This is a genomic window from Microbacterium ureisolvens, from assembly GCF_015278315.1.
GTDB classification, from domain to species: Bacteria; Actinomycetota; Actinomycetes; order Actinomycetales; family Microbacteriaceae; genus Microbacterium; species Microbacterium ureisolvens.
In genome coordinates this window covers 123,906-148,249 of record NZ_JADIJE010000005.1, presented here as the reverse complement: position 1 = coordinate 148,249, position 24,344 = coordinate 123,906, and the positions used below count along the sequence as shown (strand labels likewise).

At 70.6% G+C, this 24,344-nt stretch carries 21 protein-coding genes; 11 read left to right on the top strand and 10 right to left on the bottom strand.

Going from position 1 to position 24,344, the window contains the following annotated elements; translation table 11 throughout:
- Position 1: 1 nt before the first annotated feature.
- Positions 2-862, bottom strand: coding sequence for a hypothetical protein (locus IM767_RS09970; RefSeq protein ID WP_239453272.1), 861 nt, complete (start codon positions 860-862; stop codon positions 2-4).
- Between the two features lie 70 nt (positions 863-932).
- Complete coding sequence (locus IM767_RS09965) at positions 933-1,838, bottom strand: EamA family transporter (protein ID WP_198425830.1); 906 nt, start codon at positions 1,836-1,838, stop codon at positions 933-935.
- Positions 1,839-1,878: 40 nt separating this feature from the next.
- Here IM767_RS09965 and IM767_RS09960 point away from each other — a divergent pair, with 40 nt between their 5' ends.
- Positions 1,879-2,400 carry a MarR family winged helix-turn-helix transcriptional regulator gene (locus IM767_RS09960; RefSeq protein WP_109210368.1) on the top strand — a complete coding sequence of 174 codons (522 nt, stop codon included), beginning with the start codon at positions 1,879-1,881 and terminating at the stop codon, positions 2,398-2,400.
- Between the two features lie 170 nt (positions 2,401-2,570).
- On the opposite strand, the gene IM767_RS09955 is transcribed toward IM767_RS09960, so the two are convergent.
- From IM767_RS09955 to IM767_RS09945, 3 genes are all read right to left on the bottom strand, one after another.
- Positions 2,571-3,068 carry an HNH endonuclease gene (locus IM767_RS09955; RefSeq protein WP_109210211.1) on the bottom strand — a complete coding sequence of 166 codons (498 nt, stop codon included), beginning with the start codon at positions 3,066-3,068 and terminating at the stop codon, positions 2,571-2,573.
- 373 nt (positions 3,069-3,441) lie between these two features.
- Positions 3,442-4,371, bottom strand: coding sequence for a M23 family metallopeptidase (locus IM767_RS09950; RefSeq protein ID WP_109210210.1), 930 nt, complete (start codon positions 4,369-4,371; stop codon positions 3,442-3,444).
- A 250-nt stretch (positions 4,372-4,621) separates the two neighbouring features.
- Positions 4,622-5,323, bottom strand: a complete 702-nt coding sequence (locus IM767_RS09945; protein WP_109210209.1) for an iron-dependent transcriptional repressor DtxR — start codon at positions 5,321-5,323, stop codon at positions 4,622-4,624.
- A 143-nt stretch (positions 5,324-5,466) separates the two neighbouring features.
- Between IM767_RS09945 and serC the strand changes: the two genes are divergently transcribed.
- On the top strand, positions 5,467-6,582 hold the full coding sequence (serC, locus tag IM767_RS09940; RefSeq protein ID WP_109210208.1) for a phosphoserine transaminase: 1,116 nt from the start codon (positions 5,467-5,469) through the stop codon (positions 6,580-6,582).
- A 46-nt stretch (positions 6,583-6,628) separates the two neighbouring features.
- Here serC and IM767_RS09935 read toward each other — a convergent pair whose 3' ends face one another.
- Positions 6,629-7,285, bottom strand: a complete 657-nt coding sequence (locus tag IM767_RS09935) for a TetR/AcrR family transcriptional regulator (protein ID WP_109210207.1) — start codon at positions 7,283-7,285, stop codon at positions 6,629-6,631.
- 200 nt (positions 7,286-7,485) lie between these two features.
- Here IM767_RS09935 and IM767_RS09930 point away from each other — a divergent pair, with 200 nt between their 5' ends.
- The 6 genes from IM767_RS09930 to IM767_RS09905 all read left to right on the top strand — a co-directional run bounded on the left by IM767_RS09930 (position 7,486) and on the right by IM767_RS09905 (position 15,372).
- Positions 7,486-9,144, top strand: coding sequence for an ABC transporter substrate-binding protein (locus IM767_RS09930; protein ID WP_109210206.1), 1,659 nt, complete (start codon positions 7,486-7,488; stop codon positions 9,142-9,144).
- Between the two features lie 122 nt (positions 9,145-9,266).
- Positions 9,267-10,154: an ABC transporter ATP-binding protein gene (locus IM767_RS09925; RefSeq protein ID WP_109210205.1), complete on the top strand. Its 888-nt coding sequence runs from the start codon at positions 9,267-9,269 to the stop codon at positions 10,152-10,154.
- The gene (locus IM767_RS09920) at positions 10,151-10,957 is read left to right on the top strand and encodes an ABC transporter ATP-binding protein (RefSeq protein ID WP_109210204.1); all 807 of its coding nucleotides are present in this window, start codon (positions 10,151-10,153) and stop codon (positions 10,955-10,957) included. The genes IM767_RS09925 and IM767_RS09920 overlap by 4 nt, the downstream gene beginning before the upstream one ends.
- Positions 10,954-11,934: an ABC transporter permease gene (locus tag IM767_RS09915; RefSeq protein ID WP_109210203.1), complete on the top strand. Its 981-nt coding sequence runs from the start codon at positions 10,954-10,956 to the stop codon at positions 11,932-11,934. Before IM767_RS09920 ends, IM767_RS09915 begins: the two co-directional genes overlap by 4 nt.
- A 1-nt stretch (position 11,935) precedes the next feature.
- Entirely contained in the window at positions 11,936-13,021 is a 1,086-nt protein-coding gene (locus IM767_RS09910) for an ABC transporter permease (RefSeq protein ID WP_109210202.1), read from the top strand.
- Positions 13,018-15,372: an exo-beta-d-1,3/1,6-glucosidase gene (locus tag IM767_RS09905; RefSeq protein WP_239453271.1), complete on the top strand. Its 2,355-nt coding sequence runs from the start codon at positions 13,018-13,020 to the stop codon at positions 15,370-15,372. Before IM767_RS09910 ends, IM767_RS09905 begins: the two co-directional genes overlap by 4 nt.
- A 78-nt stretch (positions 15,373-15,450) precedes the next feature.
- Here the strand turns inward: IM767_RS09905 and IM767_RS09900 are convergent, their stop codons facing one another.
- Positions 15,451-16,686: a DUF3027 domain-containing protein gene (locus tag IM767_RS09900; RefSeq protein WP_109210201.1), complete on the bottom strand. Its 1,236-nt coding sequence runs from the start codon at positions 16,684-16,686 to the stop codon at positions 15,451-15,453.
- Positions 16,670-17,053, bottom strand: coding sequence for a cold-shock protein (locus tag IM767_RS09895; RefSeq protein WP_109210366.1), 384 nt, complete (start codon positions 17,051-17,053; stop codon positions 16,670-16,672). The genes IM767_RS09900 and IM767_RS09895 overlap by 17 nt, the downstream gene beginning before the upstream one ends.
- A 160-nt stretch (positions 17,054-17,213) precedes the next feature.
- On the opposite strand from IM767_RS09895, the gene IM767_RS09890 reads away from it, so the two are divergent.
- From IM767_RS09890 to IM767_RS09880, 3 genes are all read left to right on the top strand, one after another.
- Positions 17,214-17,477, top strand: a complete 264-nt coding sequence (locus IM767_RS09890) for a multidrug ABC transporter ATPase (RefSeq protein WP_109210200.1) — start codon at positions 17,214-17,216, stop codon at positions 17,475-17,477.
- Between the two features lie 4 nt (positions 17,478-17,481).
- Positions 17,482-19,203 (top strand): helicase-associated domain-containing protein, encoded by a 1,722-nt coding sequence (locus IM767_RS09885; protein ID WP_109210199.1) that lies wholly within the window; start codon positions 17,482-17,484, stop codon positions 19,201-19,203.
- 64 nt (positions 19,204-19,267) lie between these two features.
- Complete coding sequence (locus IM767_RS09880) at positions 19,268-20,926, top strand: DNA repair helicase XPB (RefSeq protein ID WP_109210198.1); 1,659 nt, start codon at positions 19,268-19,270, stop codon at positions 20,924-20,926.
- 57 nt (positions 20,927-20,983) lie between these two features.
- On the opposite strand, the gene IM767_RS09875 is transcribed toward IM767_RS09880, so the two are convergent.
- Both IM767_RS09875 and IM767_RS09870 read right to left on the bottom strand, forming a co-directional pair.
- The gene (locus tag IM767_RS09875) at positions 20,984-22,792 is read right to left on the bottom strand and encodes a bifunctional metallophosphatase/5'-nucleotidase (RefSeq protein WP_239453270.1); all 1,809 of its coding nucleotides are present in this window, start codon (positions 22,790-22,792) and stop codon (positions 20,984-20,986) included.
- Between the two features lie 197 nt (positions 22,793-22,989).
- Positions 22,990-24,210, bottom strand: coding sequence for an NAD(P)/FAD-dependent oxidoreductase (locus IM767_RS09870; protein ID WP_109210197.1), 1,221 nt, complete (start codon positions 24,208-24,210; stop codon positions 22,990-22,992).
- Between the last annotated feature and the right edge of the window lie 134 nt (positions 24,211-24,344).

The following is a 24,344-nucleotide window of genomic DNA, read 5'->3' as shown; positions in this document are numbered from 1 at the left end:
GTCACCCCACCCGCTTCATCCGGTCGGGAATCGGGATCCGATCCGGGACCGAGACCCGATCGGAGAACGAGGCCTCGGCTGGGAAGGAGTCCCCGGCCAGGGGCAGCGGCTCGACCCGACGCATGCGCTCGGGTGCGACCGAGATGTGCCCCGCGGCATCCGGCAGCATCACATGGGCACGCCGCGACCGCGGCCAGCGCCGGCTGGACGCCGTGATCGTCACCTCGCGCCCCGCGAGGTATCCGTGCCCGCGGCCGACGCCCTCCCACGACGGCTCGCCCACCTCGAGCACCGCCTCGGCCTGCGGCCAGGGCCCCTGCACGAGGAGCACCGCACCGCGATCGCGCAGGCGTGCCGCCAGACGGGCGATCTCGCCGTCGGCCGCCCGGCCCGCCGGCCTCACCGCGACCACCGGCAGCACCTCGGCGACGGTGGAGGTCACGGCCAGCCAGCGCGCCCCGGGATCGGGGATGAGCACGAGCCGCGACAGATCGACCCCGAGCCCCTCGGCGGCTTCGGCGCCGAGCCGCGGCATCCCGATCACCCCGCACCACGACCCCGACTGCGAGGGCTGGGCGAGCAGCGCCAGCAGCACCGACGTCGACCGCGGGAGGGAGTAGGCCGCCCCGGGGCGGAGTCCGCCACCGGGAAGCAGCGACGCCAGCGCGGGATGCACCGGAAGCACCGGCGCATCGAGCCGGCGCCCCTGCACCCGCTCGAGCTGGGCGCGGAGGCGGGCGACGGTGCCGGCCGCGCCGGGCCCGTCGCCCACCGTCGCGATACCGGCAGGCTCCGGACCCGTCGGATCCTGCCCGACGGCCTCGTGCACGTGCTGTGCCGTGAGCTGCACGATCGCCCTCATTCCCACATGCTAGAACAGATGTTCTAGTGATTCAATCGCTGGGAACGAGGGTAACCCGGACTTCCGACAGTTATGTTCGAGAATCCGCCACAGCCGCCACGACGCGCAGCCGGTCCCCCCGACGCCGAACCGGCGACGCCGCCCCCAGCACGATTCCTGCGAGCACGAGCCCCACGCCGACGAACTGCGGCACTCCGAACGCCTCGCCCGCCAGCGCGACGCCGAGCACCACTCCCGTGACGGGATTGAGCAGGCCCACCACGCCGACCACGCCGGGCGCCAGGTGCCGCAGTCCCGAGAACCACGCCACGTACGCCAGCGCCGTGGCGATGAGGGTGAGATATGCGAAGCCCGCAGCCGACGGCGCCGTGAGCGTCGGCGGGGGCCCTTCCACGAACACCGCGACGGGGAGCAGCACGACCGAGCCGCCGATGAGCTGCCATGCCGTCATGGGCAGCGCCGGAACGTCGGAGCCCCACCGGGAGGTGAGCACGAAGCCGAGCGACGAGGCGAGCATCGCCCCGAGCGAGGCCGCGACACCCCACGAATCCGCGCCATCGGCGTCGAACCCGAGCATCACCGCGACCCCCGCGAGCCCCACGGCCGCCCCGATGCCCGAGGCCAGCCGCGGGCGCCGGCGCAGCAGCAGCCACGCGAACAGCAGCATGCTCGCGGCGGATGCCGACATCAGCGTCGCCGCGAGGCTCGAAGGCAGCCGCTGACCGGCGATGTAGACGAGCACGAAGAAGCCGCCCACGTTGAGGGTGCCGAGCACGAGCGACCGCCACCACCACGAGCCGCGCGGCAGCCGGCGCGCCAGGAGGAGCACGATGACGCCCGCTGGCAGCGCCCGCAGCACCCCACCCCACAGTGGTGCGTCCGCGGGGAGGAGGCTCCGCGTGACGACGTAGCCACTCCCCCACGCGATCGGCGCGATCGCCGTCACCAGGATCCACACCCATCGCTTATCTTCCATGGAAGATACTTTATCTTACCGGGAAGATAAGATGTGGCGCATGGCCGAAGAAGACCCTCACCTGTCCGCCCTCCCCGATCGCGTCTCGCAGATCCAGGACGAGTGGCGTCGCGAGCGGCCCGACCTCGACCCCTCTCCGCAGGGAGTCATCGGCCGCCTGCATCGCGTCGCCCTCGAGCTGACGGAGCGACTCGTCGCGGTATACGGCGAGTTCGGCCTGAGCGAGGGCGAGTTCGATGTGCTCGCGACCCTCCGCCGCGCCGGCGACCCGTTCGAGCGGGCCGCCGGCGAGCTCGCCGATCACACGCTCGTCACCACCGGCGGGCTCACCAAGCGCGTCGACCGCCTCGCCGCCCGAGGCCTCGTCGAACGCAGAGTCGAGGCATCCGACGCCCGCAAGCGACTGGTGCGGCTCACCCCTGAGGGGCGCGATCTCATCGATCGCGCCATCGCCGCGCACCTGGCCAACGAGCACCGGATCCTGGAAGAGCTCGGGAAGACGGATGCCGCGGCCCTCGAGCCCATCCTCACGCGGTGGCTGCGCATCCTCGACGTCGGCTGACTCGCCTCGACCCCCTGAGGCGGCGCGCTCGGGCGAGCGACGACACCTGGCCTCGAGGGACGCGCTCAGCCCGAAGGCGACGCGCTCGGGCCTCGACCCGACGCGCCCAGCGCCGAGCCGACGAGCTCGGGCCGCGAGTGAGAGGCGGTCAGCCCGCTCGCGCGAGGCGGTCAGGCCGCGAGTGCGAGATAAGGCTCCCAGCGCGGGTCGGTGCGCTCCGTGCCCCGCACGGTCCATTGCCCGCCGCGCGGCGGGCGGGGAAGGAAGCGCAGCTCCCAGTCCATCTCCTGCGGCGTCCGGTCGCCCTTGACGTTGTTGCAGCGCAGGCAGCACGCGACAAGGTTCTCCCACGAGTCGGCGCCCCCGCGGGAGCGCGGCAGCACGTGGTCGATCGTGGACGCCGCCTTGCCGCAGTACGCGCAGCGGTGGTTGTCGCGCCGCAGCACGCCGCGACGGGTCACCGGAACGTGGCGACCGCCCGGCACCCGCACATAGCGGGTCAGGATGATCACGGCCGGGCGCTCGTACGAGCGTCTGGTCCCCCACACCGGATCTGTCTCGGTGTGCTCGATCACGGTGGCCTTCTCGTTCATCACGAGCACGAGCGCCCGTTTGAACGACACGACGGCGAGCGGTTCGTAGCCCGCGTTCAGCACCAGAGTGCGCATTGATCATCCTCTCGAATGGCCGGGACGGCTTCTCGGTATTCGACTTGCGCGACGATCGAGGGCGCAGGGGCATGAAAAAAGGCGCTGTCTACAGACAGCGCCTTGGCGCCACGGCAGTGCCGCGGCATCCGCTCGTGCAATGCCGAAGGACGAGGCGTCCGAGCGCATCCATGGTTCGGATGCGTGGTGTGCAGCCCATCGGCTCCCTCCGCTCTCTCAGCGTCGGGAATCAGGCTAACGCACGCAGCGGACACCGGGGCCGTGGCGCGGTGAACGACGGCGGGCGTGTCGAAGAACGGATGCCGCCGCCCGGTGCGGGCGGCGGCATCCGTTTCTCGTGTGATTGCAGAGATCTCGCGAAGGCTCCGAGGGCTCAGCCCGCGTTCGCCTGCAGCCAGGCCCACGGGTCGACGACGGAGCCGTTGATGTGGACCTCGAAGTGGAGGTGGCAGGCGGTCGAGCTGCCGGTGCTGCCGACGAGGCCGATGAGCTGGCCCGCCTCGACCGACTGGCCGACCGAGACCTGACGGCTGCCGTAGGTCATGTGGCCGTAGAGGGTGTTGACGCGCTGGCCGCCGATGACGTGGTCGATCGAGACGCCGACGCCGTAGCCGCCGTAGCTCTCCTGCGAGACCTTGACCACGCCGGCCGCGGCCGCGTAGAGCGGGGTGCCGCACGAGGACAGGAGGTCGACACCCTGGTGGTAGCCCGAGTCCCAGAGCCCGCGGCCCTTGGTGAAGTTCAGGATCGGCCAGCGCACCTCGCCGGTGCCCGGTGACGTGAGCGCGATGTTCGTCGGAACGGAGGAGGAGGAGCTGCGCGAAGCAGCGGCCGCGGCGGCAGCGGCCGCGATCTGCCGAGCACGCTCAGCGGCGGCCTCCTCGGCCTTCTTCTTCTCGATCTCTTCCGGCGTGGTGGCCGCGTAGCTGTCGCGCGAGAGCTCGGAGGCGTTCGCGTCGGATGCCGCGACGAAGGACTGCGCGTCATCCACTGCCATCTGCTGCAGCGTGAGCGGCCCCTCGGTGGTGCGCGCCGCGCCGGCGGCGAACGCCGGCAGCGCCACGGTGGCGACCAGGCCGCCGACCATGCTCAGGATGACGAGGCTGCGCAGCGGCTTGGTGATGCGCCCCTTCTTGGACGGGGCCGACGCCGACGGCGCGGTCGTCGCACGAGCGGGCGACGGCTTCGCGGGCGCGGCGGCGCGAGTGCGTCGCACGGGGGTCTTCCTGTTGCGCGCGCGGCGGTTCTGGTCCGCCGCGGCGTGCTCGGGCACGTTCGCGTGCGACTCGATCTCTTCAGCCAAACTGGTCCTCCGGCGCCTCTGCGCCGGGGCGCCTGGCTCGTCAGCACTCGATGTCGGGGCACGATGTGCGGGCTATGCCACGTGTGGACGACGAGCCGGTGAGGCAATCCACGCGGGGTCCGGTCGGCGGGCTTCTGGCCTGGTGGACTGTTCGAGGCTACCCGAAGGTCACGATTCTGTCACGCTCCACGCCTGGCAATCTCCGCACAGTGTGTCGGACGGGCGCCGGGGCGCGGCATCCGCTTTCCCGTCAGCGCGCCTCGTCGACCAGGAAGATGTGCGACGCGACCTCGACCGGGAGCTCCAGCCCCTCGTCGCTGCCCTGCATCTGCACGAGCACGTAGCCCTCGTTGTAGCGGTAGTCGCCGACGGCGCCGGGCACGACGCCCGCGCCCTTGAGCTGCTGCAGCAGCTCGGGATCGACCTGAGCGGGCTCGGCCAGGCGGCGCACCGTGCCGGTGATGGGCTCGCCGGCGTCGTTGAGGCGGCGCACGAGACCGACGACGCCCTGCTCGAAGCCGCCGGTGGGCACGTCGCCCAGCTGGTCGAGACCGGGGATCGGGTTGCCGTAGGGCGACTCGGTGGGGTGGCCCAGCAGCTCGACGAGCCGGCGCTCGACCTGCTCGCTCATGACGTGCTCCCAGCGGCAGGCCTCTTCGTGCACGTACGCCCAGTCCAGCCCGATCACGTCGGACAGCAGGCGCTCCGCGAGCCGGTGCTTGCGCATCACGTCGACGGCCTTCTGGCGTCCGGCGTCGGTGAGCTCGAGACTGCGGTCCTCGGAGACCACGACGAGGCCGTCGCGCTCCATGCGGCCGATCGTCTGCGACACGGTGGGACCCGAGTGCCCGAGACGCTCCGAGATGCGGGCCCGCAGCGGCACGATGTTCTCCTCCTCGAGCTCGAGGATCGTGCGCAGGTACATCTCGGTCGTGTCGATCAGGTCGGTCATCGCGGTGTCCTCAGGGGTCTCAAGGGGCTGAGGACAGCCTATCCTCTGCTCCCGACGCCGGGCCGGGCCGGTCCTGGCGCGGCACCCCGTCACGCCCCGTCACGCGGGCGGGGCGCGGGCCCGTGGCTCTCTAGAATCGACGCATGGCGCACATCGAGCTTCCCCGAGAGATCCTGCCCGCCGACGGACGCTTCGGGTGCGGCCCGTCGAAGGTCATCCCCGCCCACCTCGAGGCGCTGGCCGGCCGCGGCGCGGCGCTGATCGGCACCTCGCACCGCCAGGCTCCGGTGAAGGATCTCGTGGGACACGTGCGAGCGGGGCTGCACGAGCTCTTCCGCGCGCCGAACGGCTACGAGGTGATCCTCGGCAACGGCGGGTCCACGGCCTTCTGGGATGCCGCCGCCTTCGGCCTCATCGAGAAGCGCAGCCAGAATCTCGTGTTCGGCGAGTTCGGCGGCAAGTTCGCCAAGGCCGCCAAGGCACCGTGGCTGGAGGCGCCCGACGTGCGCGAGGTCGCCGCCGGCACCCGCACCGGCGCCGAGGCGGTCGAGGGCGTCGACGTGTACGCGTGGCCGCACAACGAGACGTCGACCGGTGTCGCCGCTGCGGTGCAGCGCGTCCAGGGCGACGACGGGGCGCTCACCGTCATCGATGCGACCAGCGCCGCGGGCGGCATCGACTTCTCGCTGCACGAGGCCGACGTGTACTACTTCGCGCCGCAGAAGAACCTCGGCTCGGACGGCGGGCTGTGGTTCGCGCTCGTCTCGCCCGCCGCGATCGAGCGGATCGAGCGCATCGCCGCCTCGGGCCGCTACATCCCCGAGTTCCTCAGCCTCAAGCAGGCCGTCGACAACTCGCGGCTCAACCAGACCCTGAACACCCCCGCCCTCACGACGCTGTTCCTCCTGAACGAGCAGCTGCGGTGGATCAACAGCAGCGGCGGACTGCAGTGGGCCGACGCCCGCACGCGCGAGTCGTCGCAGGCGCTCTACGACTGGGCCGAGGCATCCGCCTACGCCACCCCCTTCGTGGCAGACCCGGCCGACCGCTCCTCCGTCGTCGTCACGGTCGACTTCGACGAGTCGGTCGATGCCGCGGCCGTCGCCAAGAGCCTGCGCGCCAACGGCATCGTCGACACCGAGCCCTACCGCAAGCTCGGCCGCAACCAGCTGCGCGTCGCGACGTTCGTGTCGATCGACCCGGAAGACGTGCGCCAGCTCGTCCGCTGCATCGACTACACCGTCGAGCGGCTGGGCTGACAAGACGTCGGGCGAGCGGATGCCGGACCCCCGGCATCCGCTCGGCTCATGTCTGCGCGTTCGAGGCCGGTTCGGACAGCGGCGAGGGCTGCGGTGTCAGCACGGCCGACACGATCGCCTCGATCGCGAACTCGGAGGCCCGCGCCAGGTCGACGTCGTCGGGATCGAGGAGCCACTGCACCTGGAGGCCGTCCATGACGGCGAGGATGCTCGTCGACGCGTAGGCGACGGTGGCGGGCTCGGTGACGCCGCGCTCGGCGCACACGACGGCGAACGCGTGGGCGACCTCGGTCCGGAGGGTCTGATACCGCTTCTGGAAGAAGTCGCGGCCGGGGTGGTCGTCGGTCACCGACTCAGCCGAGAGCACGACGTACGCCTGCACGATCCCCGCGCGATGGGCGTTGACGAACGCCGTGCGCACGAGGTGCCGGAACAGCGGCATACCGTCGGGGATGTGCTGCTCCTCCAGATCGGCGACGTCCGTCTCGTCACGGTGCTGGAGCACCTGCAGCAGCAGCTGATCCTTCGAGCCGAAGTGGTGGAGGATCCCGGCGTGGGTCATGCCCACCTGGTCGGCGATCTCCTGCAGCGTGCCGCCGGCGAATCCCTTGCTTCCGAAGATCTCCACGGCGGCATCGAGGATGTCGCGCCGCTTGGCGAGTGTCTCGGGCCGCGAACGCGGCTGCCGACGCGGTCCTGCCATGGGTCGGCACCCCCTTCTTCGCCGGCTGTCGGTGTGCGTCTGCGCCGGCGCCTGTGAGTCTACGCACGGCCATCCGTGCTCCTCTGCACACCCTACTTGCACAAGTTACTTACTTGATTGTAAGTTGATCCGGCAATCACCCCCTCGACGTCGCGGTCGACCTCGCGAGCACGACGTCGTGCACACACGAAGGAGTAGCAATGAGGCTCAGATCCTCCCTCGTCGCCGTCGGCCTCGCCGCGGCGATCGCGCTGACCGGCTGCGCAGCCGGCGGCGGCGACTCGGCGGAGCCCGGAGACGGCGCATCCCTGACCATCGCCAAGCCCGACGGCCCCATCACGACCGAGGGCAACAACCCCTGGGTGGGCGACTCCTCGGCGCTGCGCCTGGGATACGCCAACGCCATCTTCGAGCCGCTGGGCATCGTGAACCTCGTCGACCCCACCGCGGACGTCGTGCCGTGGCTGGCGTCGGAGATCACCTGGTCGGAGGACTACAAGTCCGTGCAGCTCACCGCCCGCGAAGGCGTGACCTGGAACGACGGCGAGGACTTCACGGCGGACGACATCGCCTACACGTTCCAGATGGTCAAGGACAACCCGGCGCTGGACACGACGGCGCTCGGCATCTCCGACATCGCGGTCGACGGCGACACCGTGACCCTCTCGTTCGAGAACCCCATGTTCATCAAGCAGGACAAGGTCCTGCACAAGCTCATCGTCCCCAAGCACATCTGGGAGGAGGTCGACGACCCGACCACCTTCGCCAACGAGGAGCCGGTCGGCACCGGCCCCTACGTGCTGAGCAGCTTCAGCACCCAGGCGGTCGAGCTCACCGCGCGCGACGACTACTGGGGCGGCGAGCTCGCGGTTCCGACGCTGTACTACGTGTCGTACGCAGACAACACCGCCCTGACCACCGCGCTCGCAGGCGGCGACGCCGACTGGGCGCAGGCGTTCATCCCGAACGTGCAGTCCGCGTACCTCGACAAGGACCCCGACCACAACGTCTACTGGGCGGCCGCGGGTCTGGGCATCGACACGATGTTCGTCAACACCGAGACCAAGCCCTTCAGCGACGTCGCGTTCCGCAAGGCCGTCAACATGGTCATCGACCGCGCCAAGCACCAGGAGATCGCACGCGAGGGCGGCGTTCCGGCGCTCACCTCGGTGACGGGTCTGCCGACCCCCGCCGGCGATGCGTACATCGCCTCGGAGTTCGACGGCCAGGAGTACGCGGTCGACGTCGACGGTGCCAAGAAGGTGCTCGAAGAGGCCGGCTACACGTGGGACGGCGACGCCCTCATCGACCCCGACGGCGAAGCGGTGACGTTCACGCTGTCGGTGCCGCAGGGCTGGAACGACTACGTCACCGGCATCAGCCTCATCTCGGACTCCGTCAAGGGGCTCGGCGTCGAGGCGGCTGTCGACACCCCTGACGCGGACTCGTGGTGGGAGGCCAAGGGCACGGGCGACTTCCAGGCGATCCTGCACTGGACCGACTCGGGCGCTACCCCGTACGACCTGTACAGCGACCAGATGGACGGCCGGTTCCTCAAGCCCCTGGGCGAGACCGCCGACTTCAACTTCGGGCGGTTCGACAGCCCGGAGGCGACGGCCGCGCTCTCGGAGTACGCCAGCACGACCGACGACGCGACGCGCGCCGCCGCGCTCGAGACGGTGCAGAAGATCTTCGTCGACCAGGTGCCGGCGATGCCGATCGGGACGCGTCCGTTCCTGAGCCAGTACAACACCCGCAGCTTCGTCGGCTGGCCCGGTGAGGACGACCCGTACGTCCCCGCCGACCCGACGCAGCCGACGGCGGTGTACATCCTCACCAAGCTCCAGCCCGCGGACTGAGAGCGACCGCTGCAGGGGCTGGGCCCGCCGGCCCAGCCCCTGCACGGCGCCCGGGCAGCCCATGGCCGCCCGGGCCTCCCCCGCGAAGACGAGCCCATCCATCCCACGAGCCCGATCGAGATATGACCGAAGACGTTCTGCTGACGATCTCCGACTTCAGCGTCACCTACGACGTCGACCCGCCCGTCGAGGCGGTGCGCGACGTGTCGCTGGAGCTCAAGCGCGGAGAGATCCTGGGCCTGGCCGGTGAATCCGGCTCGGGCAAGACCACGCTGGCCTACGGCATCCAGCGCCTCCTCAAGCCGCCCGCCGTCATCACCGGCGGCAGTGCGGTGTTCCACGACGCGACCGGCGAGGTCGTCGACATCGGCGCCCTGAGCGACGACGAGATGCGGCGGTTCCGCTGGGACAAGGCCTCGATGGTCTTCCAGGGCGCCATGAACGCGCTGAACCCCGTGATCAACGTCGGGCGGCAGCTCGGCGACGTCTTCACGACGCACCGGCCTGAGATGTCCCGCGGCGAGCGCACCCGCGCCTGCGGCGATCTGCTCGACCTCGTCGGCGTCGGTCGCGACCGCCTCAAGTCGTTCCCCCACGAGCTGTCGGGCGGTATGCGCCAGCGCGTCATGATCGCGATGGCCCTCGCGCTGCACCCTCAGCTGATGATCATGGACGAGCCGACGACGGCCCTCGACGTGCTCGTGCAGCGCGAGATCCTCGCGCAGATCTCCGACCTCCGCCGCGAGTTCGGCTTCTCGGTCGTCTTCATCACGCACGACCTGCCGCTGCTCCTGGAGATCTCCGACCGCATCGCCGTGATGCGCGAGGGCCGCATCGTCGAGCTCGACACCGCCGAGAACATCTACCGCAACCCGCAGCACGAGTACACCAAGCGGCTGCTGTCGTCGTTCCCCAGTCTCACGGGCGACCGGGGCGACTTCGTGCGCGGCGGCGGAGGATCGACGGATGCCTCGCCCGCGGCATCCGATTCTCTGGAGGTCTCCGCATGACGACCCTCGAATTCCGCCACGTCACCAAGCGCTACCGCGTGCGCGGCGCCGGCAAGATGCTCGCGCTCGACGACGTCAGCTTCACGCTGCACAGCGGCCAGACGATCGCCCTGGTCGGGCAGAGCGGCAGCGGCAAGTCCACGATCGCGAAGATCATCACGCAGCTGGAGCGCCAGACGACCGGCGAGGTGCTGCTCGACGGTTCGCCGATCCCGCGCAGCGGCCGCGGTCTGCGTCGCTACCGCCAGCAGGTGCGGATGGTCTTCCAGGACCCGTTCGCGTCGCTGAACCCGTACCACACCATCCGCCACCACATCGAGCGCCCCTTGCGCCTTGACCGTGTGGTGCCCTCCGACGAGGTCGAGGCCGAGGTGCGCCGGCTCCTGGAGCGCGTGCGCCTGGACCCCGGCAGCATCATCGACCGGCGCCCGCACGAGCTGTCGGGCGGCCAGCGCCAGCGCGTGGCGATCGCCCGCGCGCTCGCGTCGCGCCCGAGCCTGCTCATCGCCGACGAGCCGGTCTCGATGCTCGACGTCTCGATCCGGCTCGGCGTGCTCAACCTGCTCGCCGACTTGCAGCGCGAGTCGAACCTCGGCGTGCTCTACATCACGCACGACCTGGCGACCGCCCGCCACTTCAGCGACGAGATCATGGTGCTCAACCGCGGCCGCGTCGTCGAGCGCGGGCCTGCCGACGAAGTGATCCTGAACCCGCAGGACGAGTACACCCGCGCCCTGCGCAACGCCTCCCCCGATCCCGACCGCCATTTCGCGCGCACCGACACGGAAGGAGCCTCGGCATGAGGTTCGCGCTCCGACGCACCCTGTTCTACCTGTTCACGGCGTGGGCGGCCATCACGATCAACTTCGTCATCGCGCACTCGATGAAGGGCGACCCGGTCTCGGCCTACCTGCAGAAGAACCAGGGCAAGATCAGTCCCGAGGCCATCGAGGCGCTGCGCACGCTCTTCGGCCTCGACGAGGAGAAGAGCCTCTGGCAGCAGTACCTCGACTACTGGCAGCTGCTGTTCTCGGGCAACCTGGGCCGGTCGTTCTCCCACGGCCTGGCACCGGTCACCGACGTGATCGGCACGGCGCTGCCCTGGACCGTCGGCCTCGTCGGCATCGCCACGGTGATCTCGTTCGTGCTCGGCACGGTCGTCGGAGCGGTGATCGGCTGGCGCCGCGGACGCGGATCGGATGCCGTCATCCCGGTCGCCACGTTCTTCTCGACGGTCCCCTACTTCTGGATGGGCCTCATCGCGATCGCGGTCTTCGCGTCGGCGCTGGGGTGGTTCCCGGCATCCCACGCGTACGGCAAGGGAACCAGGCCCGGCCTCACACCGGAGTTCGTGGGAGAGGTGCTGTACCACGGCGCGCTCCCCGCGATCACGATCGTGATCGCGTCGCTGGGCGGCTGGATCCTCGGCATGCGCAACATGATGATCACCGTCCTCGACGAGGACTACATCACCGTCGCGCAGGCGAAGGGCCTCTCGGACCGCCGCGTCGTGACGACGTACGCCGCCCGCAATGCGATGCTGCCGCAGCTGTCGAGCTTCGCGCTGGCCCTCGGCTTCATCGTCGGCGGCACCCTCGTCATGGAACTGGTGTTCTCGTATCCGGGCATCGGCAAGCTGCTGCTCGACGCGACCAACGCCAAGGACTACCCGCTCATGCAGGGCGTGTTCCTCGTCATCACGCTCGCGGTGCTGTTCACCAACATCCTCGCCGACATCGCGTATGTCATCCTCGACCCGCGCGCCCGCCAGGAGGCCTGACATGACCGTTCCCACCACCTCCGCGCTGGACGCCGAGACCCCGCGCCCCGGCAACGAGCACGAGCCCTCCGTCGCGCCGGCCCCGAAGCCCGCGAACCCCTCGGTGCGGTCGCGCATCGGCTCGTCGTTCGCGATGTTCCGCAACCGCAAGTCGCTCACGGGCATCGCGATCCTGGGCTTCTTCGTGCTGCTCGCGATCTTCGGCGACCTGATCGCCCCGTACGGCCCGCTCGATAAGGACTACTCAGCGCTCAAGCAGCCGCCCTCGTGGCAGCACCTCCTCGGCACGAGCCACATGGGCGAGGACATCTTCAGCCAGATCATCTACGGGACGCGCGGCGTGCTCGTCGTCGGCCTGCTCTCGGGCGTGCTGGCGACCGCGATCGCGGTCGCGATCGGCGTGACCGCCGGCATCGTCACGGGCTGGAAGAGCGAGAGCCTGTCGGCGATCACGAACGTCTTCCTCGTGCTGCCCGGCCTGCCGCTCATGATCATCATCGCCTCGCAGTTCGAGGACCCGAGCCTCCTGCTGATCTCGGCCGTGCTCGCGCTCACCGGGTGGGCGTGGGGCGCGCGCGTGCTGCGGGCGCAGACGATGTCGCTGCGCAACCGCGACTTCGTGCAGGCGGCGCGCGCCAACGGCGAGCCGCTCGGGCGGATCATCACGGTCGAGATGCTGCCGAACCTGATGGCGATCATCGCGTCGAGCTTCGTCGGCACCGTAACGGCCGCCGTGCTGGGGCTCACCACCCTCGCCTTCATCGGCGTGATCCCGATCACCAACCTCAACTGGGGCACGATCCTCTTCTGGGCGCAGCAGAACGGCGCCTTCCCCGACTACTGGTGGTGGTACATCCCGGCGGGTCTGTGCATCGCGCTCCTGGGGATGGCTCTGTCGCTCATCAACTTCGGCATCGACGAGTACGTCAACCCGCGCCTGCGCTCGGCCGGCGAGCGCTCGCGCGCCCTGCGCAAGAAGGGGCTCAAGGCGAACGCCGCCGTGACCGCCGTGCGCACCGGCGCGACCGCACCCGGCCGGGTCGCAGCATCCGCTTCCCCCGCAGCCGCCCGACAGGAGACCCCGTGACCGACGCCCGCCATCACGAAGGAGGGTGCCCGGCCTATCTCGACGTCTCGCTCCCGGTCGCCGATCGCATCGCCGATCTCCTCGGCCGCATGAGCGTCGAGGAGAAGATCGGCCAGATGCTGCAGCTCGACGCCCGCGACGACCTCGAGGACCAGGTGCTGCACAAGCACGCGGGCTCGATCCTGCACGCCTCGCCCGAGAAGGTGCTGCGGGCTCGCGAGCTGACGCTGCAGACGCGCCTGCGCATTCCGCTGCTCGTCGGCGAGGACTGCATCCATGGTCACTCCTTCTGGGAGGGCGCGACGATCTATCCGACGCAGCTCGGCATGGCGGCGACCTGGGATGCCGGGCTGGCCGAGCGTGTCGCGCGGGCGACCGCCGTCGAGGTCTCGGCGACCGGCATCCACTGGACCTTCTCGCCGGTGCTCTGCATCACCCGCGACCTGCGCTGGGGCCGCGTGGACGAGACGTTCGGCGAGGACCCGTTCCTGATCGGCGAGCTCGCCTCGGCCATGGTCCGCGGCTACCAGGGCGGCGGGCTGGAGGATCCGACCGCGATCCTGGCGACCGCCAAGCACTTCGCGGGCTACTCCGAGACCCAGGGCGGCCGCGACGCCAGCGAGGCCGACCTGTCGCGCCGCAAGCTGCGGTCGTGGTTCCTGCCGCCGTTCGAGAGGGTGGCGAGGGAGGGATGCCGCACCTTCATGCTCGGCTACCAGTCCACCGACGGCGTGCCGATCACGGTGAACGACTGGCTCCTGAACGACGTGCTGCGTGGCGAGTGGGGCTACACCGGCACCCTCATCACCGACTGGGACAACGTCGGCCGGATGGTGTGGGAGCAGAAGGTGCAGCCTGACTACGCGCACGCGGCCGCGGCGGCCGTGCTCGCCGGCAACGACATGATCATGACGACGCCCGGCTTCTACCAGGGTGCTCTCGACGCCCTCGCCCAGGGGCTCATGACCGAGGAGGCACTGGACCGCGCCGTGGCGCGCATCCTGCTGCTCAAGTTCGAGTTCGGGCTCTTCGAGGATCCGCGTCTCCCCGACCGCGAGCGCATCGCCACCGCGGTCGGCTCGGCCGAGCACGCCGCGCTGAACCTGGAGGTGGCCCGGCGGTCGCTCGTCCTGCTGCGCAACGACGGCACGCTGCCGTTGGACGGCGGACTCGTCGCCGACGGCTCCGGGCGCGCCGCGGGTGCGACCGGTCCCCGTCGGATCGCCGTCGTCGGCCCGCTCGCCGACGACGCGCAGACCCAGCTCGGCGACTGGGCCGGCTCGTCGGGCCAGGTCGACTGGATCCCCGAGGGCCACCCACGCGAGATGATCACCACCGTGCTCGACGGCGTGCGCGCGCACGCCCCCGTCGAGTGGGAGATCACGCACGCCCGCGGCGCCGACATCCTCCGCCTCGAGGAGGATCCTGAGGGCGCCTACTTCCCCGACGGGCAGCCGCGACCGCAGGTGGTCGTGCCCAGTGCTCCCGACGCCGGGCTCATCGCCGAGGCGGTCGCCGCCGCCGAGGCGGCGGACTGGGTCGTCGCCGTGGTCGGCGACCGCATCGAGCTCGTCGGCGAAGGACGGTCGACGGCGACGCTCGAGCTCGTGGGCGGCCAGATCGCGATGCTCGAGGCGCTCGCGGCCACTGGGAAGCCGCTCGTGGTGGTGCTGCTCGCGTCCAAGCCGCACGTGCTGCCGGCGGCGGTGACGGATGCCGCGGCCCTCGTCTGGGCGGCCAACCCGGGCATGCGCGGGGGCCAGGCGATCGCCGAGCTGCTCCTCGGCCTCATCGAGCCGAGCGGCCGCCTGCCGGTCTCGTTCGCGCGCCACGCCGGACAGCTGCCGATCTACTACAACCAGATCCGCGGGCAGCATGGCGACCGCTATGCGGACCTCACGCAGAGCCCCGCCTTCGCCTTCGGCGAGGGCCTGTCGTACACGTCGGTCGAGTACTCGGGGCTGCGGATCGTCGAGGCCGAGCTCGGAGGGGACGACACCGTGCGCGCCGTGGTCGAGCTGCGCAACACGGGTGAGCGCCCGGCGCACGAGGTCGTGCAGGTCTACGTGCGCGACAGCGTGACGTCGGTGAGCTGGGCCGACAAGGAGCTCAAGGCGTACCGCCACGTCGATCTCGCGCCCGGGCAGTCCGCGTCCGTCGAGCTCTCCCTCCCGGTCGCGGAATGCACGATCGTGGATGCCGCGGGCCGGCGCCTCGTCGAGGCGGGAGAGTTCGAGCTGCTGGTGGGCCCGTCATCCCGCGACGCGGCCCTGCTGAGCGCCACCTTCCGGGTCGCCCCCGCCGAGACCAGCCGGGCGGCGTCCGACAGGCAGGCGGTCGAGCGCCGCTGACACCGACGCGAAAGGGTGGATTCCGCCGCGCTGCGGGCGACGGAATCCACCCTTTCGTCGTGTCAGGGGTGACGAGGGTCAGCGCTCCAGGGCGTCGTCGTCCTCGCCGTCGTCGTACTCGTCATCGTCGTACGAGTCGTCGTCGTCGTCGGAGTCGTCGTCCTGATCGGAGTCGTCGTCCTGATCGGATTCGTCCTCGTCGTACGAGTCGTCATCGTCCGAGTCCTCGTCGTCGGAGTCGTCCTCGTCGTACGAGTCCTCCTCATCCGAGTCGTCTGAGTCGTCGTCATCGTCGTACGAGTCGTCATCGTCCGAGTCGTCGCCGTCGTCATCCGAGGCGTCGTCTTCGTCGTCGTACGAGTCATCCTCGTCCTCGTCGGACTCGTCGGACTCGTCGGACTCGTCGTCCTCGTCGGACTCGTCGGACTCGTCGTCGGCATCGGACTCGTCGTTCTCGGCCTCCGCGTCCGCCAGCTCGTCGATGTCGACGCCGTCGACGTCTCCGGCGTGGAGGATGGGCGACCCGTCCTCATCGAAGTCCGACGCGTCGAGGTCGTCGACGTCGTCGAACTCGCCCGGCTCGGTGTCTTCGTCGGCGTCCTCGTCGTCCGCGTGCGCGGCCTCGGCGAGCGCGGCCTGCGCGGCGTGGTAGTCCGCCAGCCGCACCGCCCAGGGCACCCACTCGGGAGCCAGGAGCGCGCCGTCGCCGGGGAGCAGCTCGACCTCGAGCACCGTGGGCTCTGCGTCCTGGACGCGTGCGAGGCTGACCGTCCAGAACCAGCCCGGGTAGCCCGCGAGGCGATTGGCGAACCGCAGCGAGACGACGCCGTCGGCTTCGACGCGGTAGTCCGCGGGCTCGCCGATGGTCGATTCGGGCGTGATCTCGCGCAGCGCGGCCAGCGCCAGGTCATGCGCGGCCAGCAGCTGCGGATCCGGCTCGGCGGGGATGGCCGGCTCGCTCTGCGCCTGCTCAGCCTCCGAAGCCTCGGCCGCGTCGGTCACCGCAGCATCCTCGCCGCCACCGTCGGTGTCACCCGCGGGGGCATCGGTCGCGGCCGACTCCGACTCCACGGCTGCGTCGGCGCCTTGGGCGACCGCGTCGTCCTCGGCGGCAGAGTCGGTGTTGTCAGCGGCCGAGTCGGCGCCCTCGGCGACCGCGTCGGCGCCATCGGGAAGAGCGACCGCGGCCGCGTCGTCGGCGGCGGGTGCGGCATCCGTTCCCGACGTCTCACCGGTCGCGGGCGCGCCGGGAAGACCGTCGAGCTCGAGCAGGAACTCGGCGGAGGGGTCGATCGGATCAGGCGTCGAGCTCATCGGCCACCTTGCGCAGGACCGCGGCGACCTTCTTGCCGTGGGAGCCGCTGGGGTAGCGGCCGCGACGCAGGTCGCCGCCGATGCCGTCGAGCAGCTTCACGAGGTCTTCGATGATGATCGCCATGTCGTCGGCGGGCTTGCGCGAGCGCTTGGCGAGGCTCACCGGAGCCTCGAGGACGCGCACCGAGAGCGCCTGCGGACCGCGCTTGCCGTCCGCGATGCCGAACTCGAGCCGCGTCCCCGCCTTCGGCGCGGGCGTGCCGGCGGGCAGGGCGGTGGCGTGCAGGAAGACGTCCTGGCCGTCTTCAGTGGTGATGAAGCCGAACCCCTTCTCCTCGTCGTAGAACCTGACCTTGCCGGTGGGCATCGAGAACCTCGCTGAATCGGGCGCCGCACAGTCGCGGGCGAGCATGACGAAATCGGGGTGTCGCAACCCCACCTCCCAGCCTAGTCGAGAGCGTGCGCGGCGGACCCACGTCACCGGCGATCGCGACGCGGCCGGAACGCCAGCGAGTAGGCTGGGGCGGATGAGCACGAACCCCTCCGGCGATGTCCCGGTCCGCCGCATCGATCGCGTCCTGGCCTTCATGTCGCTGGGGCTGCTCCTGCTCTCGATCGTGAGCTTCTTCGCGATCATGATCGCGTCGGCCTCCGGTGCCGACATGGGCACGGGGATCTGGCCCCTCGTGGGCGTGCTCGTCTACGTCGCGCCGATCATCGCGTTCGCACTGCTGCTCACCGTGCTGATCATGAGCTTCGTGCGGAGGTCCCGGGCGAACCGAGGAGGCTGACCCGTTGGTCTCCGACGCGCGTGCCCTCGCGACGCGGCTCGCCGATCTCGGCGACGCCGCGCTCGCCAGGACGCTCGCGGCCCGCGGCGTCTCGCCGCAGGCGCCGTGGCATGACTTCTTCGATGCCGCCGAGGGCCTGCTCGACGCCGCCTCGATCGACCGCGCGCTGACCCGGCTCGACCGCCGGGACCTCGTCGCCCTCCACGCGGGCCCCGGGTCGGCGGATGGCACGGCGGCACGGCTCGCCCTCGTCGACCAGCACGGCGCGGCTTATACGCCGGTCGCCGAGCGGGTGGCCGCGGCGGCCACCGTCGCCCCCGACGCCTTCACGCCACCGCCCGCCGTTCCCGAGCCTGCCCCGGCCGACCAGCGCTCGGCCGCCGCGGCGGCGGAGCGCGCGTTCACCACCGCCGGCTCGCTCGCCGACGTGCTGCTCGCGTGCCTGCACACGCCGCTCGCGCGCACCGGAGCCGGACCCGTCAGTGCGGCGGACCGGCGACGGCTGACGGAAGCCGGCGCCATCGAGTTCTCCGACGACCTCGAGGATCTGCTCGCCTCCGCCGCCGCGGCAGGGCTCGCGGCGCCCCACGAGCGCGAGTGGACGGTCACCGAGGCCGGTGAACGCTGGCTGGAGGCGCCGACGCCGCAGCGCTGGGCGACGATCGCGGAGGGGTTCCGCGCCGGTCTCCCCGGCGGGGTGCGCACGCCGGCGGGCGGCTTCCTGCCTCACTCCGCCTGGGCGGGGGTGTATCCGCTGGACGCGGAGTGGCCGGCGCGCGCCGAGAGGCTGCGCCGCATCGGCGCCCGCTGGGGACTGTTCGGCGATGAGTCCGTGGAGTTCCCCTGGACGGCGGCCCTCCGCTCCGGAGAGAAGGCGGATGCCGCGACCATGGCGCCGTACCTCCCGGCTGAGATCGACCGTGTCTATCTGCAGGCCGACCTCACCGCGATCGCGCCGGGTCCGCTCGCGCCGGCGCTCGACCTGCGGCTGCGATCCATCGCCGTGCGGGAGTCGCGCGCGCAGGCCTCGACCTACCGGTTCACCGCCCAGTCGCTCGGGGCCGGCATGACCGAGGGCGAGACGGCCGAATCGATGCGCGAGTTCCTCGCCGGACTCTCGCTCACCGGCATCCCGCAGCCGCTGGCCTACCTCATCGAGAGCACGGCGTCCCGGCACGGCCTGGTGCGCGTGCGCGCCGACGAGGCGACGGGCCGGACGCGGGTCGAGAGCGCCGACGAGGGCCTGCTCGAGGCGATCACCGTCGACCAGGCGCTGCGGCCGCTGGGACTCCTCGTGCTCGAGGGCGACGACGCCCTGTCGTCGCGCGTCGCACGCGACGCCGTGTACTGGACGCTCGCCGACGCGCGGTACCCGGTCGTCGCACTCGACCCGAAGGGGAACCCCGAGTCCATCCACCGCCGCACCGCGGCGACCCCCTCGGCGCCCGTAGCTCCTGCGGAAGAGACGTACGCACGCCTGATCGGCACCCTGCGCGGCGGCCACGGCACCGAGGGCGAGGAGGGCTGGCTCGAACGGGAGCTCGAGCAGGCGGTCCGCGCTCGCGCCGAGATCGTGGTGGTCGTGCGCATGCCCGACGGCTCGGAGCGCTCCTTCACCCTCGAAGCGGCGGGCCTCGGCGGCGGGCGCCTGCGCGGCCGCGACCGCGCCGCCGACATCGAGCGCACCCTCCCCGTGTCGAGCATCGTGAGCGTCAGCGCCGTCTGAGCCACCGTCGACGAACGGAGCCCGCGGGCCCGGGCGTGCGCCGCCGCCGGTAGACTGGCTCGTTATGGCTGACGGCCCCCTCATCGTCCAGAGCGACCGCACCGTGCTCCTGGAAGTGGCACATCCCGACGCGGAGAGCGCGCGCCACGAGCTCGCGATCTTCGCCGAGCTCGAGCGCGCACCCGAGCACATCCACACGTACCGCATCACGCGGCTCGGACTGTGGAACGCGCGCGCGGCCGGACACGACGCGGACGACATGCTGGCCACCCTCGACCGCTGGTCGCGGTTCCCGGTGCCGCCGTCGGTGTCGATCGACATCGCCGAGACGGTCGGCCGGTACGGCCGCCTCGTCATCGAGCGCACGCCGGTCGCAGAGGACGGCTCCGGCGGCGAGCTGATCCTGCGGTCGACGGATGCCGCGGTCCTGGCCGAGGTGTCGAAGAACAAGCGCATCCAGCCGCTGCTGATCGGCCACCCCTCCCCCGACGCGTTCGTCATCGACGCGTGGGCCCGTGGCCACATCAAGCAGGAGCTGCTCAAGATCGGCTGGCCCGCCGAGGACCTCGCGGGCTACACGCCCGGCACACCTCACCCGATCGACCTCGCCGAGGACGGCTGGCAGCTGCGGCCGTACCAGCGTCAGGCCGTCGACATCTTCACCGACGGCGGCTCGGGCGTCGTGGTGCTCCCCTGTGGCGCGGGCAAGACCCTCGTCGGCGCCGGGGCGATGGCCGAGACGAAGACGACGACGCTGATCCTCGTGACGAACACGGTCAGCGCGCGGCAGTGGCGCGACGAGCTGCTCAAGCGCACATCGCTCACGCCGGAGGAGATCGGCGAGTACTCCGGTCAGACCAAGGAGATCAAGCCGGTCACGATCGCGACGTACCAGATCCTCACCGCCAAGCGGAAGGGACAGTACGCGCACCTGGCGCTCCTGGACGCCCTGGACTGGGGCCTCATCGTCTACGACGAGGTGCACCTGCTCCCCGCTCCGGTGTTCAAGCTCACCGCCGATCTGCAGGCACGCCGCCGGCTCGGGCTCACCGCGACGCTGGTGCGGGAGGACGGTCGCGAGGGCGACGTGTTCAGCCTGATCGGGCCCAAGCGGTTCGACGCGCCGTGGAAGGAGATCGAGGCTCAGGGCTTCATCTCCCCCGCTGTCTGCTACGAGGTCCGCGTCGACCTGCCCGCGGGCGACCGCCTCGAGTATGCGGCGGCGGCAGACGACGAGCGCTACCGGCTCGCGGCGACCGCTCCGGCGAAGATCGGCGTCGTACGACAGCTCGTCGAGCGTCACGAGGGCGAGCGGATCCTCATCATCGGCCAGTACCTCGACCAGATCGACGTCCTCGCGGAGGCGCTGAACGCGCCCAAGATCACCGGCCAGACGCCCGTCGACGAGCGCGAGGAGCTGTACCAGGCCTTCCGCGTCGGCGAGATCTCGGTGCTCGTGGTGTCGAAGGTCGCCAACTTCTCGATCGACCTGCCCGAGGCATCCGTCGCCATCCAGGTGTCGGGCTCGTTCGGCTCGCGCCAGGAGGAGGCCCAGCGGCTCGGACGCCTGCTGCGCCCGAAGCAGTCGAACCACACCGCGAGCTTCTACACGCTGATCGCCCGCGACACCGTCGACCAGGACTTCGCGCAGAACCGCCAGCGGTTCCTCGCCGAGCAGGGCTACGCGTACACGATCCTCGACGCGCACTCCCTCGCTGCCTGACCGACACGGAGAGGCCCGGCGCTGCGATGCAGCGCCGGGCCACTCGTCTTCGTTCGATCAGTTCTTGATGATGCGATCGAGCGGCGTCGGCGCGTACGGGCTGTTGGCCGTCAGGTACGCCGCGAACGCGTCGATGTCGAGCCCGCCGTAGTAGACATTGTCTCCGCCGAGGAACGCGGGGAACCCGTCGCCGCCTCCCGCGAGGAAGTTGTTCGTCACGATGCGGTACACCGCGGCGTCGTCCAGCGGAACGCCGTTGAGCGTCACCTGGCCGAGCGTGGTTCCCGAGTAGGTGTACGAGAAGCCCTCGCTCACCTGCAGGATCTTCGGGGCGGCCGCGTTGGCGCCCGACCACTGCTGGTTCAACAGCGTCTTGATCTCGGCGCCCGTGAGGTCCAGCGAGACCAGGTAGTTGTTGAACGGCTGGACGTTGAACGCCTCCTCATAGGTGATGAGACCGGGATCCTCGCCCCACGGCGACGCCGCGTAGGTCAGATCGGTGCGGATGCCGCCCGGGTTCATCAGCGCGATCACCGGCGCCGAATACGGACCGATCACGCTCGGGTCCGCCAGCTGCGCGTCGGCGATCAGGTCACCCAGCGCCGTCTCGCCGCCCGCGTTCGGCACGCGGTTGATGTCGGCCGCGATCGAGCCGATGACCTCGCTCGCGATCGGCTCCACCAGCTCCTTGTACTTCGTGATGAGCTCCGTCTGGTCGGGATCCCGATCGACGTTGCGGGTCACGAGCATGTTGGCGCTCTTGACCGAAGTGCGAACGATGTCCTTCGTGCGACGGTCGTACTCCAGCCGTGTGTCGGTGTACAGGCGGCCGAAGGACGACGCCGACGTGACCAGGCGATCCTGACCGGCCGGGTCCTTGATGTTGCAGATGTAAGGCGCGTGGGTGTGGCCCGACACGATCAGGTCGATCTCGGGGTCGAGGTTCTGCGCGATCGGGATGATCGGGCTGTTGGCCGCGATCTCGGCGCCGTTTCCGCACGCCGCGTTGTACGCCGCGCTCGACGGCGGCGTGCCGCCCTGGTGGATCAGCACCACGATCGCGTTCACGCCTTGAGCCTTCAGCACGGGCACCAGTGCATTGGCCGTCTCGACCTCGTCCTTGAAGTCCAGCCCGGCGACACCCGCCGCCGTCACGATGTCGGGCGTCTCCTCGAGCGTCATGCCGATGAAGCCGATCTTCGCTCCGCGGACGTTCTCGATCGAGTAGGCGGGAAGGATCGTGTCGTCCGTCCCTTCGTACACGACGTTCGCGGCGAGGAAGTCGAAGTCGGCGCCGTCGAACGAGCCGTCCGGGCACGAGTTCTGGTTGTTCGCGCCGTCTCCGTCGTCGAGGCATCCGCCGTCGGCCATGCGCAGGAGCTCGACGTAGCCCTCGTCGAACTCGTGGTTGCCCACGGCCGAGACGTCGAGGTGCAGCGCGTTGAGCGCCTCGATCGAGGGCTCGTCGTGGAAGGCGCCCGACAGCAGCGGTGATGCGCCGATGAGGTCGCCGGCCGCCACCGTCAGCGAGTTCTTCTCGTAGCCCTGCCGCGCCTGCGCGAGGTGGGTGGCGAGATACTCGACGCCGCCGACACCGGGAGGCGTGAGGGTGTCGGTGGTCGTGCCACCGGGCAGGTTCAGGCGGCCGCTGGATCCCGCGGGCGGCTCCAGGTTGCCGTGGAAGTCGTTGAACGACAGCAGCTGGATCTCCATCGTCGGACCGTTCGGGATGTTCCCGCCGTTGTTCGGTCCCTTCGGCGGCGCCGCTGACGCGGCACTGGTGCCGGCCAGGGCGAGCGCGACTGTGGTCGCGGCGACGACCGCTCCTCCCGCCAGCCGTGCGATCGATGTCTTGCGCGTGTGCACAGGGCCCTCCCCTTCTGGCGGGCGGCGTCGCCCGCGGCATGCACGCGTCCTCGTGGGCGCGATCACGAGAAACCTAATACACGGGGCCCCGGATCGACAGGGGAAAGGACCATGTCCGAACCACCTCGTGGAAGAGCCCACCACGGGCGGCGGGCGAGGCATCCGTCGTCACCGACGGCGCAGGTCTGCCGCGATCGTCACGGCAGCAGATCCTCCAGCGGCACGGCGGGATCCCGGAGCCGATCGCGGTCGATCCGCTCTCCCGAGCGGATCAGCGCCTGCACCTTCCTGTTGACCTTCGACACGTTGACGTTCATGCCGGCGACCACGCGCCCGTCGTCGATCCAGAAAGCGATGAACTCGCGCGCTTCGAGGTCGCCGCGGACGACGATCTCGGCCTCCGTCATGAGCGGTGCGTACCCCGACAGCTCCATCGCGACGTCGTACTGGTCCGTGTAGAAGTACGGGATGCCGTTGAAGGATGCCGGCTTCCCGAGCATCGAGCGGGCCGCAACCTTTCCCGCCTTCAGGGCGTTGTCCCAGTGCTCGCTGCGCAGGTGGCGCTGGATCACGGGGTGGAAGGCGTTCGCGACGTCGCCCGCCGCGAATACGTCGGTGGCGCTGGTGCGCAGCGCGGAGTCGGTCAGGATGCCGTTGAGCACGTCGAGCCCGGCAGCCTCGGCGAGAGCCGTGTCAGGTGCTGCCCCGATGCCGACGAGGACGAGGTCTGCCGGAAGCGTCTCGCCGTCGACGACGACGCCCTCCGCGGCGCGCTCCCCGGTGATCCGCTCGACACCGACCGAGGTCCGCAGGTCGACACCGTGCGCGCGGTGCAGCTCGCCGAACACCTCGCCCATCTGCGGGCCGAGGGCCGCCGCGAGCGGCACCGCGTCGCGTTCGAGGATCGCCACGTCGTTGCCGAACCTGCGCGCGGTCGCGGCGACCTCCATGCCGATCCAGCCCGCTCCGATGATCACGAGCCGACGCCCGCCGTCGCGCAGTCGGGCGGCGAGATCCTCGGAGTCGCCGACCCGCCGCAGCGTCATGACGCCGGGCAGATCATGCCCCTCGAGCGGGATCATCCGGGGCGTCGCCCCGGTCGCGAGCAGCACCGCGTCGTAGTCCAGACGGGTCGCGTCCTCCAGCTCCAAGGTGTGCGCGGCCGGATCGAGCGAGATCGCCGAGACGCCGGTGACGAGCCGGATGCCTCGATCGGCATACCAGTCGGCGGGATGAAGGAAGACGGCATCTGCCCCCTCGTCACCGGCCAGATACCCCTTCGACAGCGGCGGGCGCTGGTACGGCGGATGCGCCTCCGCGGCGACCAACGTGATGTCGCCGTCGAATCCCTCGTCGCGCAGCGCCTCTGCGGCCGTTCCCCCGGCAAGACCTCCGCCGATGATGAGCATGCTGGCCATGACGACTCCTCTCGCCCGCCTTGCCCCGACGCTAGACCCCGCGCCCGCATTCCGCGAGGCCCCTCACCACGACGAATTCGCCCCCGCGTCGCCGATATCCAGACTTGGCATGGGTTCCGCCGACATAATGAGGG